13 protein-coding genes are annotated in these 15,904 nt (G+C 66.1%); 9 read left to right on the forward strand and 4 right to left on the reverse strand.

Features of this window, described 5'->3' with window-relative positions:
* Positions 1-434 precede the first annotated feature (434 nt).
* Positions 435-821, forward strand: coding sequence for a YbaB/EbfC family nucleoid-associated protein (locus tag AB0F41_RS06435; protein WP_357421669.1), 387 nt, complete (start codon positions 435-437; stop codon positions 819-821).
* 1,610 nt (positions 822-2,431) lie between these two features.
* Complete coding sequence (locus tag AB0F41_RS06440; protein WP_357421670.1) at positions 2,432-4,873, forward strand: zeta toxin family protein; 2,442 nt, start codon at positions 2,432-2,434, stop codon at positions 4,871-4,873.
* A gap of 275 nt (positions 4,874-5,148) precedes the next feature.
* On the opposite strand, the gene AB0F41_RS06445 is transcribed toward AB0F41_RS06440, so the two are convergent.
* Positions 5,149-5,775: a TetR/AcrR family transcriptional regulator gene (locus AB0F41_RS06445; RefSeq protein ID WP_357421671.1), complete on the reverse strand. Its 627-nt coding sequence runs from the start codon at positions 5,773-5,775 to the stop codon at positions 5,149-5,151.
* A 362-nt stretch (positions 5,776-6,137) separates the two neighbouring features.
* Between AB0F41_RS06445 and AB0F41_RS06450 the strand changes: the two genes are divergently transcribed.
* The 7 genes from AB0F41_RS06450 to AB0F41_RS06480 are packed head-to-tail and all read left to right on the forward strand — an operon-like array spanning position 6,138 to position 13,646.
* A complete protein-coding gene (locus tag AB0F41_RS06450) occupies positions 6,138-7,088 on the forward strand; it encodes an ABC transporter permease (RefSeq protein ID WP_357421672.1) in 951 nt (316 codons plus the stop codon).
* Positions 7,085-7,975 carry an ABC transporter permease gene (locus AB0F41_RS06455; protein ID WP_357421673.1) on the forward strand — a complete coding sequence of 297 codons (891 nt, stop codon included), beginning with the start codon at positions 7,085-7,087 and terminating at the stop codon, positions 7,973-7,975. Before AB0F41_RS06450 ends, AB0F41_RS06455 begins: the two co-directional genes overlap by 4 nt.
* Positions 7,976-8,025: 50 nt before the next feature.
* Complete coding sequence (locus AB0F41_RS06460) at positions 8,026-9,582, forward strand: ABC transporter substrate-binding protein (RefSeq protein ID WP_357421674.1); 1,557 nt, start codon at positions 8,026-8,028, stop codon at positions 9,580-9,582.
* Entirely contained in the window at positions 9,524-11,215 is a 1,692-nt protein-coding gene (locus AB0F41_RS06465) for an ABC transporter substrate-binding protein (protein ID WP_357421675.1), read from the forward strand. Before AB0F41_RS06460 ends, AB0F41_RS06465 begins: the two co-directional genes overlap by 59 nt.
* 28 nt (positions 11,216-11,243) lie before the next feature.
* On the forward strand, positions 11,244-12,266 hold the full coding sequence (locus AB0F41_RS06470; RefSeq protein ID WP_357421676.1) for an ABC transporter ATP-binding protein: 1,023 nt from the start codon (positions 11,244-11,246) through the stop codon (positions 12,264-12,266).
* Complete coding sequence (locus AB0F41_RS06475) at positions 12,256-13,239, forward strand: ABC transporter ATP-binding protein (protein ID WP_357421677.1); 984 nt, start codon at positions 12,256-12,258, stop codon at positions 13,237-13,239. The genes AB0F41_RS06470 and AB0F41_RS06475 overlap by 11 nt, the downstream gene beginning before the upstream one ends.
* A gap of 26 nt (positions 13,240-13,265) precedes the next feature.
* A complete protein-coding gene (locus AB0F41_RS06480; RefSeq protein WP_357421678.1) occupies positions 13,266-13,646 on the forward strand; it encodes a hypothetical protein in 381 nt (126 codons plus the stop codon).
* A 97-nt stretch (positions 13,647-13,743) separates the two neighbouring features.
* Here the strand turns inward: AB0F41_RS06480 and AB0F41_RS06485 are convergent, their stop codons facing one another.
* The 3 genes from AB0F41_RS06485 to AB0F41_RS06495 are packed head-to-tail and all read right to left on the reverse strand — an operon-like array spanning position 13,744 to position 15,894.
* Positions 13,744-14,658, reverse strand: a complete 915-nt coding sequence (locus AB0F41_RS06485) for an NAD(P)-dependent oxidoreductase (RefSeq protein ID WP_357421840.1) — start codon at positions 14,656-14,658, stop codon at positions 13,744-13,746.
* A gap of 8 nt (positions 14,659-14,666) precedes the next feature.
* On the reverse strand, positions 14,667-15,041 hold the full coding sequence (locus AB0F41_RS06490; RefSeq protein ID WP_357421679.1) for a carboxymuconolactone decarboxylase family protein: 375 nt from the start codon (positions 15,039-15,041) through the stop codon (positions 14,667-14,669).
* Positions 15,042-15,087: 46 nt separating this feature from the next.
* Positions 15,088-15,894, reverse strand: a complete 807-nt coding sequence (locus AB0F41_RS06495; RefSeq protein ID WP_357421680.1) for a TauD/TfdA family dioxygenase — start codon at positions 15,892-15,894, stop codon at positions 15,088-15,090.
* Positions 15,895-15,904: the final 10 nt, after the last annotated feature.

The raw sequence follows: 15,904 nt of genomic DNA on the forward strand, positions 1-15,904 counted from the left end.
CTTCGACCAGGCCGCCGCATTGGTGGAGGCATACACGGAGGTTGAGCTACGCGCGTACGGGCAGGCGCGCCCGCCGTAGCGCCGCACCAGTCGCCGATGGACACCGCGCGCCGGGGAACCCGATATCAGGCCGCGGATCGCGGTTCCCCGAGCATTGCCGAGTCGATCCGACAACCGCGGTCGGCGCGGGCGAGGTCGATTCGTCCGGCCGCCGACCCTGCACCGCGGTCACCCGGGTGTGCACAAAGCACTGTCGTCCGTCCGAATTCTGGTCTTTCGGGGCATTTCGTCATCCGCGCGCCCTCATTAACCTCGGGAAGCGTCTTCTGCGTGGAGATCATGTCTCGTACTCGGATCGGCCCGGAAGCCCGCGGCGGGGTAGGTGGTCCCGGGACGACGCGTCCATGCCTGATCCGGCTCGAAAGGATGTCGATATGGACCGGAACCACTTCGAAAATTTCGGTTCCTCCATTCCTGATATGCGCGCGCGGATGCACCGAATGCTGGATGCCTACGAGCAGCAGCAGGCACAGGTCGGCGAGGTGCAGCGCCAGTTGGCCGAGCTGCGGGTTCGGGCCGCCACAGCCGACGACTCGGTGCACGTGATCGTGGATTCCGCCGGGGCGGTACTCGAGGTCCGCGTGACCCCGGCCGCCATGCGCGGTACTGCCGGGCAACTGAGTGTGCTGCTCACCGATACCGCGCGTGAGGCCGCCCGGCTGGCGAAGGAGCAGACCGCTGCCGTCGTGGCGCCGCTGGCCGACCTCGCCGGCGGTATGCCGGACCTATCCGGCCTCCTTCCGGGAGCCCCGGGCTTGTGAGCGGACTGTGCCGCGCCGGTTGACGGCCGGTCGCACAGTAGTGCGCGTTCCTCCAGCGCGGGTATCCGGAACTCCGGTGTCGAGTCTGTTGTCGGGTCGATGGTCATGTAGAGGTGAGTCGGTTGGTCGCGCTGCCGGAGGGCTTTCCGCTGGGGGTGTGTGAGCCGGTACTGGGCCCGTTTCCGCGCGGCGATCCGGAGGCGTTGCGAGCGGGAGGCGATGCCTGGGAACTGGCCGCGCGAAGGTGTCTTTCGGAGGCGGAGGGACTCGAGGGCGTGGCATCGTCGGTGCCGGAGTGTTCGGCCGGTGCCGCAGCGGTTGAGGTGCAGCGGGTTCTGGAACGGTCGGCGGCCCGGAAACGAGATCTGGCCGCGTATTGCGAGAGCAAGGCGGTGGAGTGCCGAGAGACGGCCAACGCCATCGAACTGGGGCAGTTCACGTGGATTGTCATGGGTTCGGCGCTGGTGGTGGAGTTGCTGGCGTCGCTGGCGATGCCCGTGGGCGGGACGGCTGTGGCAGCCGGGGTGCGGGTGGCCGCGCGGAAGGGCTGGCAACTGGCGTGGACGCGGTTGATCGAGTCGGTGATGGCGCTGTGTGCCCGGTTGTCGGCATCGCGTGCGGCGTTGATCGGCCAGGGTGTCGTGGCGGGCGGGGTATTCGGCGGTGGCGTCACCTGGGGTGGGCAGGTGTGGCAGCAGCACCGAGGCGATCGGGACAGGATCGACTGGGAAACGGTGACGGTATCCGGCGCCGGGGGCGCGGCGGGCGGTGTAGGTGCGGGAGTGCTGTACACGCGGCCGGTCGCGGGGGCGCTGGCGCGAGTACAGGAGGCCGGGACGCGGGGCGCGAATGCGGTGGCGATGCTCTTGGCAGGTGGCGCAGCGGGGGCGGCCGGCGGGGTGACGGGCACGTTGGGGGGCGCGGTGGCCGCGAGTGTGTACAGCGGCGGCCTCGTGATGGCTGATGGGTCGGAGTTCTCTCTGGGCGCTGTCAGCGGCGCTCTGGAGGGTTTGCTGTCCGGGGGTGTACACACCATCGGCCGGTCTGCTACCCCACCGACCCCGTCTGCCGGCATGCTCGGCCGCCCTACCCGGTTTCCGAAGCCGAGTGACCTGGCGGAAATCTTCACTCGTCAAATAGATGCGCGCGGGTCGGCACCATCCGGTCGTGCCGACGTACCCGGTGCTACCGCGACCGGCTCTGTACACCCCCCGTCCCGTCCCGGCGGTCGGCCGGCCCCGGCCGCCGCGAGTTCGGTAGGACCTGTTGCGGAATCGGTCGCCGGGGCAGCAGCAACGGCGACCGGTCTCGATCCCGCCGCGGCAAGAACCGAGCACCTTCCACCCGGCGACAGATCGGCACCGGGTCCGAGCCCCGACCCGACCACCCCGGGCGTGACGGCAGAAGCCGGCACCCCCGCGCATACCGGCGCCGACTCACACCCCGGCCGGACCACGCGTGGTGCCCCGGCCGGCCGATCGGACACCGTCATTCGGTTCCCGACCGGTCCCGCCGTCGGCGACAACGCATCCGGCACGACGGTCCCTGCGTCCGACGCCCCGGCTACCACCCCACCGGCCACTGTTCTCGACTCGGCATCTCCGAATCGAGTGCCCGCCGGCGCAGTGACCGGCGGCGAGGGTTCCGACGGCGATTACCGGCACCGGTCCGCTGATCCGGCTGTCGCCGCCGAGTATCGGGCCGAGCCACCGGCACCGGACGACTCGTCGCGCGACGGCCGTATCGGGATGAGGGATACGGACGAGCCGCCCGTGACCCGTCAGGAGGGCGAAGCCGGCCTCCCGATGCCCGGGGAAAGTCCGGCGGCCGACGAGCGCGGGTGGCGGCAGCGGCGCGTTCAAGACGAGTCGGAGTTGGCGCGAGTGCTCTATCACCGGCCGGAGACCAGACAAGCCGTCGTCGCCGTGATCGATCGGATGCGCGAAGTCCTTTCCGGCCTGCATCCGCAGGCGACCCGCGAGCAGATCGACAATGCTTTCTATACGCCCGAGGATACGATTTCGGGCGGGATGGTGTTGCGTTCTGTGCCGTTGGACGAGTTGCGGCGGGACGGAAACCCGCGTGAGTTGATGTCCGCGTTGCAGAATGCGATGTGGCGAAGCCGGGAGATTCCGCACCCGTCGGGCACGACCCTGGACGACGGTCTGGAGAGGATGCTCAATCAGCCGGACTGGGCGGAGCAAGCAGAGCGGCTGGGGCTGAACGTCGACGCGCTGGGCGGGGTACGTGAATCGATCACGGGCGGCGATCCGGGCGGGGTGATCGTCGCACGAGAACTTCGCCAGGTTGCCAACGCCGCAATGAGAGATCCCGAGCATATCGCGATCGGTGCGGAAATCGCCCGCAGCGGCGGGATCAGAAAACCGCGTGAAACATCTGATCAAATCCGCCGGAGCCTCACCGTTCAGGACTGGAGCCGGCTCGGAATGCCGTTGTCGGTGCGGGAACTGGAGGCGATACCCGGCGATCTGGTCGCACTCCGGAAGACCCGGCTCGACGCGAACCGGCCGTTACCGCGTGACGATCGGGGCCGAGTCGATGAGAAAGCGCTGGAAAACCAGCTCGCCGCTGAGGACCGCGCATTTCGCTACGTCCTTCCGCTCTACCGGTACGACGAGCACGGCTCCCGGGTACGAGATGAATCAGGGGACGCCGTCGTGGACGGCATACTGGCATACCACGAGGCAGGAACAGTTGACGCCGCTACCGCATTGCGACTCGACCCGCACCGGTTTGCTGTCCCGCTGCCGTGGCGGCCGGGTGTGGCACGGTTCGAGTTCGACAAGGACGGCGAGTGGTTCCGCCGGACAGCGGTGGAGCGCGGGGTTCCCGTCGGAGCCGGGGTTGCGGGAACGGCGGCGAGAATTGCCTCGCGATTCAACTGGATTATGCCGCAAGGTGTTTCGAATCGTGATTTCGCGGGGGCGATTCTGTCCCTCCTGATACCGCAACATCATTCTCTCTTCGAATCGGTACGAGCAATGCATATGGTCGGGACGTCGGTGGTGGATGCGAAGGTCTTCGGAGCCTCCGACGGTATGGTCGCAGACCTGTACCAAGCGGTGTTCGACCAGTTCGGCATCCCGGCGCCGGATGGCTCGTCGAGGGCTTCGAATTCGAGCGAGGCCGTCGAAGAATTCGAGTTGAGGGATCGCCATATCCAGTCGATCTTCGACAATGAAGTGGCGCCGGCGCTCCTTACGGACCGGCCTACGCGACCCCTGAAGCAGGTGGATGCTCCCGTACTGTATGTGGTCGGCGGACAGCCCGGCGCCGGGAAATCGACACTGGTGGAACGGATTCGCGATCGACTGTTCGATACGGGTGGCGCGGCGTTGATTCAGGCCGATGAGCTGGAAAAATTCCACCCGGCATATTCGCGCCTCTACCGGGAGAACGATTTCACAGCACACGACCATCTGTACCCGGCGGCCGTGAAGCTGCGCAACAGATTCGAGGATATCTTGATACCCTTGCCTCATAATCTGATACTGGAAGGTGGCAATTCGGATCCTCGTGGCACTCTGGCTCGAATTCGGCGGATAGGGGAGGGGCGCAGCCGAATATTCATGGAAGTCATCGCTCTACCGAGAGAGCAGAGTGATCTGGCCAGGTTGGAACGCTTCGTGAACGGCCGTGAAACCGACGGCTTCGGCCGGTATGTCACACGGCGGACTCACGACAGGCTGTATCTCGGCTCTTCGGAATTGGTCCGGCTGGTCGAATCGGAAATGCCGATTCCGGTGGACTCATTGCAGATTCGCACCCGCGCCGACCTCCTCTACGAAAACCATCGGAACGCCGATGGTCAATGGCGTGATCCGCCGCGTGGTTGGGTGGCGTTGGAAGACGAACGAAACCGGGAGTGGACAAGAGCAGAGTGCCGGGCCTTCGAGGACCGAATCATGAGGTTGAGTGAGCTCGTGGATTCGAAGGTAGAGCAGGATCCTGCCCGATGGGCCCCGCTGGTGGACGAGATCGACGAGTTGCGAGTCCTTGCGGCGCCGAAGTTGTCCGGGTCTGCGTTGTAGGAACCGCCGCGCCGGCCGGGTTCGGTCGAGGCGAGTTCGCGTTGGGTCGGTGACCTCGGGAGCTCCGCCGCCGAGTATTTGCAGACGCAGCCGAAGGTGGCGTCCTGTGGGGATGCTGTTGATGAGATCCGTGGCCGCCCGCCCAGATCTCAAACGTGTCGATATTGAGATATGCGCATTCGAGGTCGTACCCGCACCCGAGGCACTCGGCGGCGAGCTCGGCGAAAAGCAAGGCGTCCAAAGACCGGCGAGCATCGGGCGGAGGTGCGCATCGGCTAGCGGGGCTGTGCGCCTCGGAGGAAGAGGCGCACAGCATGTTCGAGGTGTCGATTCTCCTGCTGCTCGGACCGGTAGAGTCCGAAATCCGCCAGTCTGCCGGGAACCAGTTCCACCATCGCCAGGAAATGCTCGGCCGCCAGCTCGATATCGTCGACTTCCACGTCGCCCGCCGCCGCGCCGCGCCGCAGCACCTCCACCACGGCCCGCTGCCGGCCGGACCACATCATGGAGTCCGCGGTGACGGCGAATTCGGGAAACCGCGCCGATTCGCTCATGGCGATGCGGGTCAACCGGACGCTCTCCGGATCCACCGCGCGCTTCAACGCGACGCGGCCGATCTCGAGCAGTGCGGTCTCGATGTCTTCGCCGTCGGCTACGGCTTCGTTGTCCGATGCCTCGTATCGTGACAGGGCCCAGGGGATCACCTCCGCGAAGACGGCACGCTTGTCCGGATAGCGTGCGTACAAGGAGCGCTTGGTGATACCCGCGGCCTTGGCGATCGACTCCATCGTTGCTCCGGCGTACCCGAACTCGAGAAATATCGCGACAGCGGCCTCTCTGACCGTTCGGTCCAGTTTTCTGGCCTCGGCGTGAGTGGGTCGCCCCCGTCTGGTCGTCGACATCCGATAAATATACCATTGAGGATACTTATACTGCCCGCGCATGGTGCCGGGTGCGTGCGGTGGCACGGGCCGGATAGTGGCCCTGCCCGGAATCCGTCACCCGCGGCCGCCTCCACGCTCGGGGCCCGGGCGGCATGGGCCAGAAGTGACTGTTACCAGCGACTTCTGAGTTCTTTTACCGTTTTGTCACAACCCCGTCCTATGTAGAATATGATTCTACTTGTAACGCGAACATGAATCTGAATGAGAAGAATCAAATTCTCATCAGGGCCGCGTCAGCCCGCATCCGACCGAGAATCGCGAGCCGAGCACTCAGGTGCCCGGCCGGACGGTCGCGCGCTCAGGAAAGGCGAAGGTGGATGATGTTCTCCATCGTGAGGCGATTGGGCCGAGGTCTGCTGGTGGTCCTGCTGGTCACCCTGGCGGTCGTGGTGCTGCTGAGTTTCGCTCCGGGATCGGTGGCGCAGGTCATCCTCGGCGACGCGGCCACGCCGGAAGCTGTTGCGGCGCTGAACAGCAAACTCGGCCTCGACCGGCCCGTGTGGAGGCAATACCTGGACTGGGTCGGAAGCGCCGCCCAGGGTGATCTGGGCACCTCACCGCTCACGGGACAATCGGTGACAACGGCGATTACGGAGCGGTTGCCGGTGACGTTCCAATTGGCCGCCATGTCATTGGTCATCGCGCTCGTCAGCGCGGTCTTCCTCGCGGTGGTATCGGCGACGCGGCCGGGAAGTCCGGTCGACCGTGGGACTGCCGCGCTGTCCTCCGTCTTTCTCTCCGTACCCGCGTTCGTCGCCGGCCCGGTGCTCATCTACTTCTTCGCCGTGGAGCTCGGCTGGCTTCCGGTAACCGGATGGAACCGTATCGGCGACGGAATCGGGCCGAACCTGCAGTCCGCTCTGCTACCGGCCATCGCGATGGCGCTGATGGAGATCGCCGCCTTCCACCGGCTGCTGCGGACGGACCTGATCACCACTCTGCGTGAGGATTTCATCGGTGCGGCCCGCGCCAAAGGTATGAACGACTGGTATGTGATGCTCCGGCACGCGCTCCGGCCGTCGTCGTTCTCGTTGATCACACTGGCGGGCATCAATCTCGGGCGCCTGATCGGCGGGACGGTGATCGTCGAAACGCTGTTCTCGCTACCCGGCCTCGGCCAGTTGCTCGCGTCCTCGATCGTTTCCCGGGATCTGATCATGGTGCAGGGAATCGTGGCATTCATGGCGATCGTCTATGTCGTCATCAACATCCTGGTCGACTCGAGCTACGAGCTGATCGACCCGCGGGTCAGGAAGGTGGCGACGGTATGACTCGAGCACAAGTCGAGACCGAGCTCGAGCAGCGGCTCGAGGCACCGGAACCGGAAGTCCCGCGGGTACGCAGATCTCGCTCGATACTGGTGTACCTGTCCTACGCCTGGTTGATCGTGATGATCTCGGCGGCGATCTTCGCCGACCTGCTCCCCTTGGCGTCGTACTCGATCCCGGTCGGCCCACCGCGGCAACCACCGCAACTCGGGTCGCTCGATCTCTTGGCCGGCACCGACAATTTGGGCCGGTCGATGTTGTCCCGATGCGTCTACGGCGCCCAGGTGTCGTTGCTCATCGGCACGGTCGCGACCCTCATCGGGTCGGCACTCGGGTCGAGTATCGGGATGCTGGGCGGCTATTTCCAGAGGCGGACGGATGCGGGGATCCGGTTGCTCAGCGATACGATGCTGGCCTTCCCGCCACTGATCCTGCTGATGGCGCTGACCGCGGTCTTCACTCCGGGACTGCGCACCCTCATGGTCGGCCTGTCCCTGGTGATCATCCCTTCGTTCATCAGGCTCGCCCGGGCGAACACGCTGACGTGGACGGCCCGTGAGTTCGTACTCGCTGCCCGGAACATGGGTGCCGGGCACGGCCGGATCCTGGGCAAGGAAATCCTGCCGAATGTGCTGCCGCCCTTGCTTGCCTATCTCCCGATCATCATGGCCGCGCTCATCGTTGCGGAAGGATCGCTGAGCTTTCTCGGGCTCGGGATACCGCCGCCGACACCCAGCTGGGGCGGAATGATCTCCGACGGCAAGGACAGCCTCGCCACCGCGCCGCATCTGGTTTTCGTGCCCGCCGCCGTCATCTTCTGCACCGTTTTCGCGTTGAACCAGGCCGGTGACCACCTACGCGGCCGGTTCGATCGCACGATGCGTGACTGACAGCCCGTCCACTCCTGAACAGCCATCCCGTGTTAGCCCTGAGGTACCGAATGATGATCCGACGGTGTTGTCTGCTCGTCACAGCCCTGATAATCCTGGCATCGCTGCTGACAGCGTGCGGTGGCGCGAGCAATGAAAGAACAGCCGGTAACGTCCCGGTACCCGGCGGTACCGCCCGCATCGTCCAGATCACCGAGCCGCGCAGCCTCGACCCGGCGACACTGAGTAACCAGTGGGTGCTCAACTCGTTGCTCGGCAATGCCTTGTTCGGGACCTTGATGATCAACGATCCGAAGACCGGCGAGCTCGAGCTCACCATGGCGGAGGGTTTCGCCACCCATGACGGGGGCGCCACGTTCGAGTTGACGTTGCGACCGGATCTGCGGTTCTCCGACGGTAGTCCGCTGGACGCGGCGGCCGTGAAATTCAACTGGGACCGCCTCGCGGACCCTGCCAACGGATCCGCCTATCTGCAGGAAGTATCGATGATGGCCTCGACCGAGGTGGTCGATGCCACCCGGCTGGCCATCACGATGGCCGAGCCGGTGCCGAACTTCGCGGAGGCGGTATACGGCACCTCGCTGAACTGGATCGCTGCTCCCTCGGCGCTCGCAGCGGGCAGACAGCAGTTCGACAGCCATCCGGTCGGGGCCGGCCCTTTCACGCTGAAGCACTGGGCCCGCGGAGACGCCATCGAACTCGTGAAGAACCCCGGGTACTGGGGGGCACCCAAACCGTTCCTCGACGCGATCACCCTCCGTACCAACGCCGATACCGCACAGCGGATCAATACGCTGATCAGTGATGGCGCCGACCTGGTGATCGAGACCAACCCGGCAAGTATCGCGGAGGCCGGCGAGGCGGGCTTCCCGGCCGATACCGTGGCATTACGCGGCGGTCAGACCCTGACCATGAACACGCGCAGGCCACCCTTCGACGACGTGCGTGCGCGTCGAGCGGTCGCCGCGGCGATCGACCTCGATGCGATCGACCTCGCCGTCTACCACGGCGAAAGCCGGGTTCCGAGAGCCCTGTTCGGCGAGTCCTCGCCGTTTCACACCGATCTGCCGCTGCCCCGGCCGGATCGAGAGACCGCGCAACGACTCTTCGATGAGCTGGCCGCCGAGGGCAAGCCGGTATCTTTCACCTTCACCAGCGGCCCCACCGCCGAGATCAGGGCGCTGGCGGAGAACGTGCAGGCGCAACTCGGCGCGTTCGCCGATGTCGAGGTCGAGGTCGCAGTCGCGGATATCACCCAGGTGGTCGAACTGCGCCGGACGAACGATTTCGATATGACGACGAGCTCGGCGAACTTCGCCGATCCGGAACCGGCGTTGTGGTCCGCGTTCCACAGCCGGTCCCGGCGCAACCTGTCCGGGATAGTCGATGCGGAGTTGAACCGCGCACTGCAGGACGGCCGGGCCGGGACCACGATCGGGCAACGCACGGACGCCTATCGCCGGGTCCAGGAACGACTGAACGCGCTTGTCCCGGTGATCTTCCAGGTCAGCAATGAACCCAGCGTCGTCACCCGCAGAAACATCGGTGGTGTCGTGCAGTACGGCTACGGGTCGCTGCTACCGGAAGAACTCTGGGTCGAGAACTAGCTGCCGCAAACCATCCGGGTGCGGAACCGTTACCGATTCACTCCTCGATTCTCTTCTGAGAGGAACAATGATGTTCCGAGTACCACTATTTCGTTCGATCGCTGTGTGCTGCACTGCTCTCGTCCTGGCCGCCTGCGGCGGAACCGGAGTGGGGACCGGAACCGGCCCCGGTGGGGACCCGGTGGCCGGCGGTACCGCGCAGATTCTCCAGATCAGTGAACCGCGCACCCTCGACCCGGTGGCCTTGGGAAATCAGTGGGTGATCAACGCGGTCCTGGGCAATGCCTTGTACGGGACGTTGATGGTCAACAATGCGGACAGCGGGGCCATCGAATACTCCATGGCCACCGATTTCGCCACTCGAGACGGTGGTGCCACGTTCGAATTGACGTTGCGGCCGGATCTGCGGTTCTCTGACGGAACTGCGCTGGACGCGGCGGCCGTGAAATTCAATTGGGACCGTTTCGCCGACCCGGAAAACGGATCGACCTATATCGAGGATGCGGCGGTGATCGCGTCGACCGCGGTTGTGAACCCCACCACGCTGCGGGTGACGATGCGTCACCCGGCACCGCATTTCGCCTACACCATCGTCGAAAGCTCGATGAACTGGATAGCCTCGCCCCAGGCGCTGCAACCCGGGCGCGCGGAATTCGACCGCAACCCGGTGGGCGCGGGCCCGTTCACCCTCCAGCGATGGGCCCGCCAGGATGTGATCGAGCTGGTGAAGAACCCGAACTACTGGGACGCGCCGAAACCGTATCTCGACCGGATCGAGCTGCGCACCTCCGGCGATTCCGTTCAGGGCTACAACACGCTGGTCAGCGGTGGTTCGGACGTGATCATCAGCTCCAACTGGGGAAGTATCGAAAAGCTGAAGAATCAGGGCTTCCCCACCGGGGTGTCACCGCTGCACGGCGGACAGCACCTGTCGATGAATATGCGGCGAGCGCCGTTCGACGATATTCGCGCCCGTCGGGCCGTGGCGGCCGCGGTCGATGTGAACGCGCTCAATCTGACCATCTACAACGGCAGCGGGGAACTCCCGACCACCCTGTTCCGTGAAACCTCTCCGTACTACGCCCCGGATCTGCCCCTGCACACGCCCGATCCCGAGACAGCGCAACGGCTGTTCGACGAACTGGCGGCCGAGGGCAAACCCGTGAAGTTCACCTTCACCACCACCGCGCAGACAGAGAACCGGCTGCTGGCCGAAAGTGTTCAGGCCCAGCTCAGCGCCTTCGGCAATGTCGAAGTCGAAGTGAAGGTCATCGATATCATCGACCTGATCAAGCTGCGTTATACGCACGACTTCGACATGATGACCGGCGGCGCGTTCTTCGACGATCCCGAGCCGCGGCTTGGAACGGCCTTCCACGGGGACTCGAGCCGGAATACCGCCGGTATCCGCGATGAGAGCCTGAACGAGGCACTCGACACCGGCCGGACGTCGACGGATGTGGAACAGCGCAAGGCGGCCTACCGGACGGTTCAGGAGCGGCTGATCGAGCTGATGCCCGCCATCTTCTACACCCGGACCGTCGCGGGCGCCGCGACCGGGAAGAACGTCGGCGGCCTCACCATGTACGGCGCCGGGTCGGTCCGGCCCGAAGAGCTGTGGATCGTCGAGTAGCGGGCACGACCCGAGGAGAGCTGAGACCATGAGTGCTCAACCGAATCTGCAGGTGCGGAATCTGCATACCTACATCGGTACCGAACGCGGTGTCGTACGAGCCGTGGACGGTGTGTCCTTCGATGTGGATCGCGCCCAGGCGCTGGGAGTGGTGGGCGAGTCGGGATCCGGGAAGTCGGTGATGGCCCGGGCGATCATGGGCCTGTTACCGCCCCGCGCCGGATGCTCCGGTGAGGTGATATTCCGAGGCAGGAACATCCTCGCGCTCTCCAAGAAGGAGAAGCTCGACATCTGGGGAAAACAGATAGCCATGGTCTTCCAGGACCCCGGCAGGTCACTCAATCCGGTCGTGCGCATCGAACGCCAGCTCACCGAGGGTATGCGCAAACATCTGGGAACCAGCCGTTCCGAAGCCAGAACTCGCGCCCTCGAGCTCCTGCGGGAGGTCGGGGTCCCGGATCCGCAGCGCCGGCTACGCAACTACCCGCACGAGATGTCCGGTGGTATGCGGCAACGAGTGATGATCGCCATCGCCCTGGCCTGCGAGCCCGACCTGCTGATCGCCGACGAACCGACCACCGCTCTGGACGTGACCATCCAGCGGCAGATCCTCGACCTGCTGCGCCGCGTGCAGCGGGACCGGGGGATGTCGCTGATGTTGATCAGCCATGACCTGTCGGTGGTCGCCGGACGCACCGACCGGGTGTCGGTCATGTACGCCGGGCGGCTCGCCGAATGCGGGGCGACCAGGCAGGTTTTCACCGCGCCTCGGCATCGGTACACCCGGGCCCTGATGGACGCCACCCCGGCGATCGATCACCAGCGCTACGCGCCACTGCGGTTGATCGAGGGCGGCCTGCCGGATCCGGCGGCACCGCCCCCGGGCTGCCGTTTCGCGCCCCGGTGCGCACACGTCGCCGACGAGTGCCGCGAGGCTCCCGGCCCCGCGCTGACCGAAATCGCCGCGGACCACCTGGTGGCCTGCGCGCATCCTGCTCTCGCACCCGCGACAGCCCATTCCGAACCCGGTGGTGATACCCATGGCAGGTAGCGGAACCGCGCATCTACGCGACGAGCCGGCGCTGCTCAGTGTGCGCGACCTGGTGGTCGAGTACGACACGGACGGCGGGACCGTTCGAGCGGTGTCGTCGGTCAGCTTCGACGTCCTGCCCGGTGAAACCCTCGGAATCGTCGGGGAATCCGGGTGCGGGAAGTCCACGACCGGCCGGGCCGTACTCCGCCTGGACACACTGACCTCCGGTCGGATCGCCTTCGCCGGCGAGCAGATCGACGAGGCCGACGGCCGCCGCATGCGTACGCTGCGGCGCGAGATGCAGATGATCTTCCAGGACCCGGTGGCCTCGCTGAACCCGCGCCGGCCGGTGCGCGATATCGTGGTCGAGGGCTTGGCCGTGGCCGGAAAGCCCGCGGACGAACGCGAGTCGACGTCCAGGGAAGTGCTGGCGAAGGTGGGGATAGACGAGCGGCTCGCCGGTGCGCTGCCTCGGCAGTTGTCCGGGGGACAGGCCCAGCGCATCGCGATCGCGCGGGCGCTGGCGCTCAATCCCCGGCTGCTGATCTGCGACGAGCCGGTGTCCGCGCTGGATGTCTCGGTGCAGGCGCAGATTCTCAATCTCATCTCCGAGCTCAAGACCGAATACGACCTGACCGTGGTGTTCATCAGTCATGACCTCGGTGTCGTGCGCACGATCAGCGATAACGTCCTGGTCATGTACCTCGGCAAGGTATGCGAGTTCGGCGATGCCGTCGAGGTGTACGACCATCCGGCGCATCCCTATACGAGGGCGTTACTCGATTCGGTCCCGCTCGCCGACCCCGACGAGGGTTTCGCCGGTCCGGCACTGGCCGGCGATATTCCTTCACCACTCGCACCGCCACGAGGTTGCCGGTTCCGGACCCGCTGCCCGCACGCCCAGCAGCGATGTGCGGAGGAGGAACCCGAGGTCCGTGAGGTCCGCCCGGGGCAGTACGCCGCCTGCCACTTCCCGCTGACCGAAGCCTGAGTCCGGAAGGCACGTAGTCTCGCGCGGTGCACTCTCATCTGAGTTTCGAGAACCCTCCTGCGGAGCCACACGAGGTCGTGGTCGAGACGTTGGAGCGCGCTCTGCGTGACCGCACGGCTGCGGGGGAGGCCGCGAATGTCCTGGTCGGAAGCGCGTTGAACGACGACGTCGAGTTCGTCGAGCACTGGTGCGTGCAGATCGGGACACGGGCTGCGCCGGGTAGCCCGTTGCTGGGGCTGGCCGGCCTGTGCCTGGGACACACCGCCCGGCGTTTCGGGCGACTCAGCGAGGAAGCCCTCGCACTGTCGAAGTCGCTGGCGGCGCGTGCCGAGGCCGACCCGTCGGACGTCGACGGCCGGGCCGTCGATGGGTATGACGACGTACGGGACTTCCTGCACCTGTGGTGAGGCGCCGGTCCGGCCGGGCGGCGTTGCCTACTGCGGCACCGGGCCGTGTGGTGCTACGACACGACTGAAGGAGGACAGCCACCCGCCCTCCCCACTTTCAGAACGCGGACCGGGCGCGGCGGTCGTGCCTTCCGTCGACGATCACGCCGGCGGCCGCCTCGAGTGGTTTCACAATGGTGGTGAAGTCGGAGTCCGGGCCCTCGGACGCTGTGGTCGCCTCCCATCGCTGGGCGACCGTTTCGGCGAGTTCGGTGGGAGTGCCGAGCTGCGCGGCCTCCTCCAGGTAGAGCCGGACGTCCTTGGTCATCAGTCCCGTGGCGAAGCCGAAGTCGAAGGTGCGGGGGAGCACCGCGCGGGGGAACTTGTCCCGGCTGGCGTGGGTGGCGCCCGAGCCGGCGTTGAGTACCTCGATCATCACGGTGGGGTCCAGGCCGGCCTTGACGCCCATGACCATCACTTCGGCAGTGGCGGCCAGGGTGGCGGCGGCCATCAGATTGTTGATCAGCTTCATCGTTTGCCCGGCACCGGGCTCGGTGGCCACGAGGGTCGGCCGGCCGAGTGCCTCGAGAAGTGCTGTGGTGGAGGCGAACGCTTCCGCCGGCCCGGAAGCCATGATGGCGAGCGTGCCGTGACGGGCCCCCGCGACGCCGCCGCTCACGGGACAGTCGAGCATGGCGATACCGCGATCGGCGAGCAGTGCCGACAGCTGCCGGGCGGTATGCGGGCCGATGGTGGAGAGTTCGACGAGCCGACGCACCCGGGAACCGTGGATGATGCCCTCGCGTCCGGTGGCGACCTCCAGCGATGCCTGCGGTGTCGGCAGGCTGGTCAGCACCGTCTCGGTGCGGTCGGCCACGTCCGCGGGGGAGGTCGCGGCTACGGCGCCGAGCGCGACCGCCCGGTCGATCGACTCGGCGCGGGCATCGAACACCACGAGCCGGTGGCCGGTTTCCCGCAGCCGGGCGGCCATCGGGAACCCCATGTTGCCCAGGCCGATCAACCCGATGTCCATGGTGCCCACTAGCCGTTGTCCGTTTCGGCGAGTACTTCCCGGGCGATCCGGAAGCTGTCGACGGCAGCCGGGACGCCGGCGTACACGGCGACCTGCAGCAGTACCTCACGGATCTCGTCGCGGGTCACACCGTTGTTGAGCGCTCCTTTGACGTGGGTGCGCAATTCGTGTGGCCGGTTGAGTACCGAGAGCATGGCGAGGTTGAGCATCGAACGAATCTGCGGCGACAGGCCGTCGCGACCCCATACCGCTCCCCAGCAGTACTCGGTGACGAGGTCCTGTAGCGGCTGGGTGAAGTCGTCGCCGGCGGCGTTGCGGACGTAGTCCGCGCCGAGCACCTGGGTGCGGATCCGGCGACCTGTGTCGTAGGTGTCCTGGTTCATGGATGTTCTTCCTGCCTGTCGCGGGGCGGGTGGCCGTGGCCGGGGATCAGTTCCATGCCTCGTCGCCGGCGATGGTCGTGCGGTGCATGGTCCGCTCGGAGGCCGGATTGTAGGGCAGGGCCCGGTGCAGCATGCCGGTGTTGTCCCAGATCACCAGGTCACCGACCGACCATTCGTGGGTGTAGCGGAAACGCTCCTGGGTGGACCATTCCAGCAGTTCGTCGAGTAGTGCGCGGCTGCTGTCCGGGTCCATGCCGACGATATGGTCCGCGGTGGCGCCGATGACGAGTGAGCGCCGGCCGTCCCGGCGCTGCCATACCAGTGCGCTCTCGTGGGTGGGGATCCGCCGCCACTGCGCGAGTTGCTGTTCGGTGGGGTCGGGGTTCACCGCGCGCTGCGCCGCCTCGAGGCTGTGGACCACACTCAGGTCCGCACAGCGTTTACGTTCGCGCTCCGGCAGGTTCTCGTAGGCGGCGTAGGTGCTGGCGAATTCGGTTCCGCCGCCGACCATCGCGACGTGCCGCGCGGTGAGCATGGTGGCCTTGGCGGGTATCCGGTTCGTGGTGTCGTCGATATGCCAGCAGAAGGTTCCCTTGAGGTATTCGGCGGTGGGATTCTTGCCGGGATCCAGCGAAACGGTGAAGATTTCCCGACCGCCGGGAGCCAGTACGGTACCCAGCTTGCGGCTCAGTTCGAGCTGAGCCGAGTCGTCGAGGTGTGCACCGCGGATCAGCAGTACGCCGCGCCATTTGATCGCCTCCCGGATCCGGGCGACGGTGGCCTCGGACAGCAGATCATCGGCATCGATCAGTTCGGCTCCCAGTTCGGGGCTCATGGCGACTGTTTCCGTCATAGGAACAACT

The sequence above is a fragment of the Nocardia sp. NPDC024068 genome (assembly GCF_040638875.1).
GTDB lineage: Bacteria > Actinomycetota > Actinomycetes > Mycobacteriales > Mycobacteriaceae > Nocardia.

Coding starts and splice junctions, on each gene's coding strand:
- AB0F41_RS06485 (WP_357421840.1), bottom strand. CDS start 14,658: ATGGACATCGGGTTGATCGGCCTGGGCAACATGGGGTTCCCGATGGCC.
- AB0F41_RS06450 (WP_357421672.1), top strand. CDS start 6,138: ATGTTCTCCATCGTGAGGCGATTGGGCCGAGGTCTGCTGGTGGTCCTG.
- AB0F41_RS06435 (WP_357421669.1), top strand. CDS start 435: ATGGACCGGAACCACTTCGAAAATTTCGGTTCCTCCATTCCTGATATG.
- AB0F41_RS06475 (WP_357421677.1), top strand. CDS start 12,256: ATGGCAGGTAGCGGAACCGCGCATCTACGCGACGAGCCGGCGCTGCTC.
- AB0F41_RS06470 (WP_357421676.1), top strand. CDS start 11,244: ATGAGTGCTCAACCGAATCTGCAGGTGCGGAATCTGCATACCTACATC.
- AB0F41_RS06445 (WP_357421671.1), bottom strand. CDS start 5,775: ATGTCGACGACCAGACGGGGGCGACCCACTCACGCCGAGGCCAGAAAA.
- AB0F41_RS06495 (WP_357421680.1), bottom strand. CDS start 15,894: ATGACGGAAACAGTCGCCATGAGCCCCGAACTGGGAGCCGAACTGATC.
- AB0F41_RS06490 (WP_357421679.1), bottom strand. CDS start 15,041: ATGAACCAGGACACCTACGACACAGGTCGCCGGATCCGCACCCAGGTG.
- AB0F41_RS06460 (WP_357421674.1), top strand. CDS start 8,026: ATGATGATCCGACGGTGTTGTCTGCTCGTCACAGCCCTGATAATCCTG.
- AB0F41_RS06455 (WP_357421673.1), top strand. CDS start 7,085: ATGACTCGAGCACAAGTCGAGACCGAGCTCGAGCAGCGGCTCGAGGCA.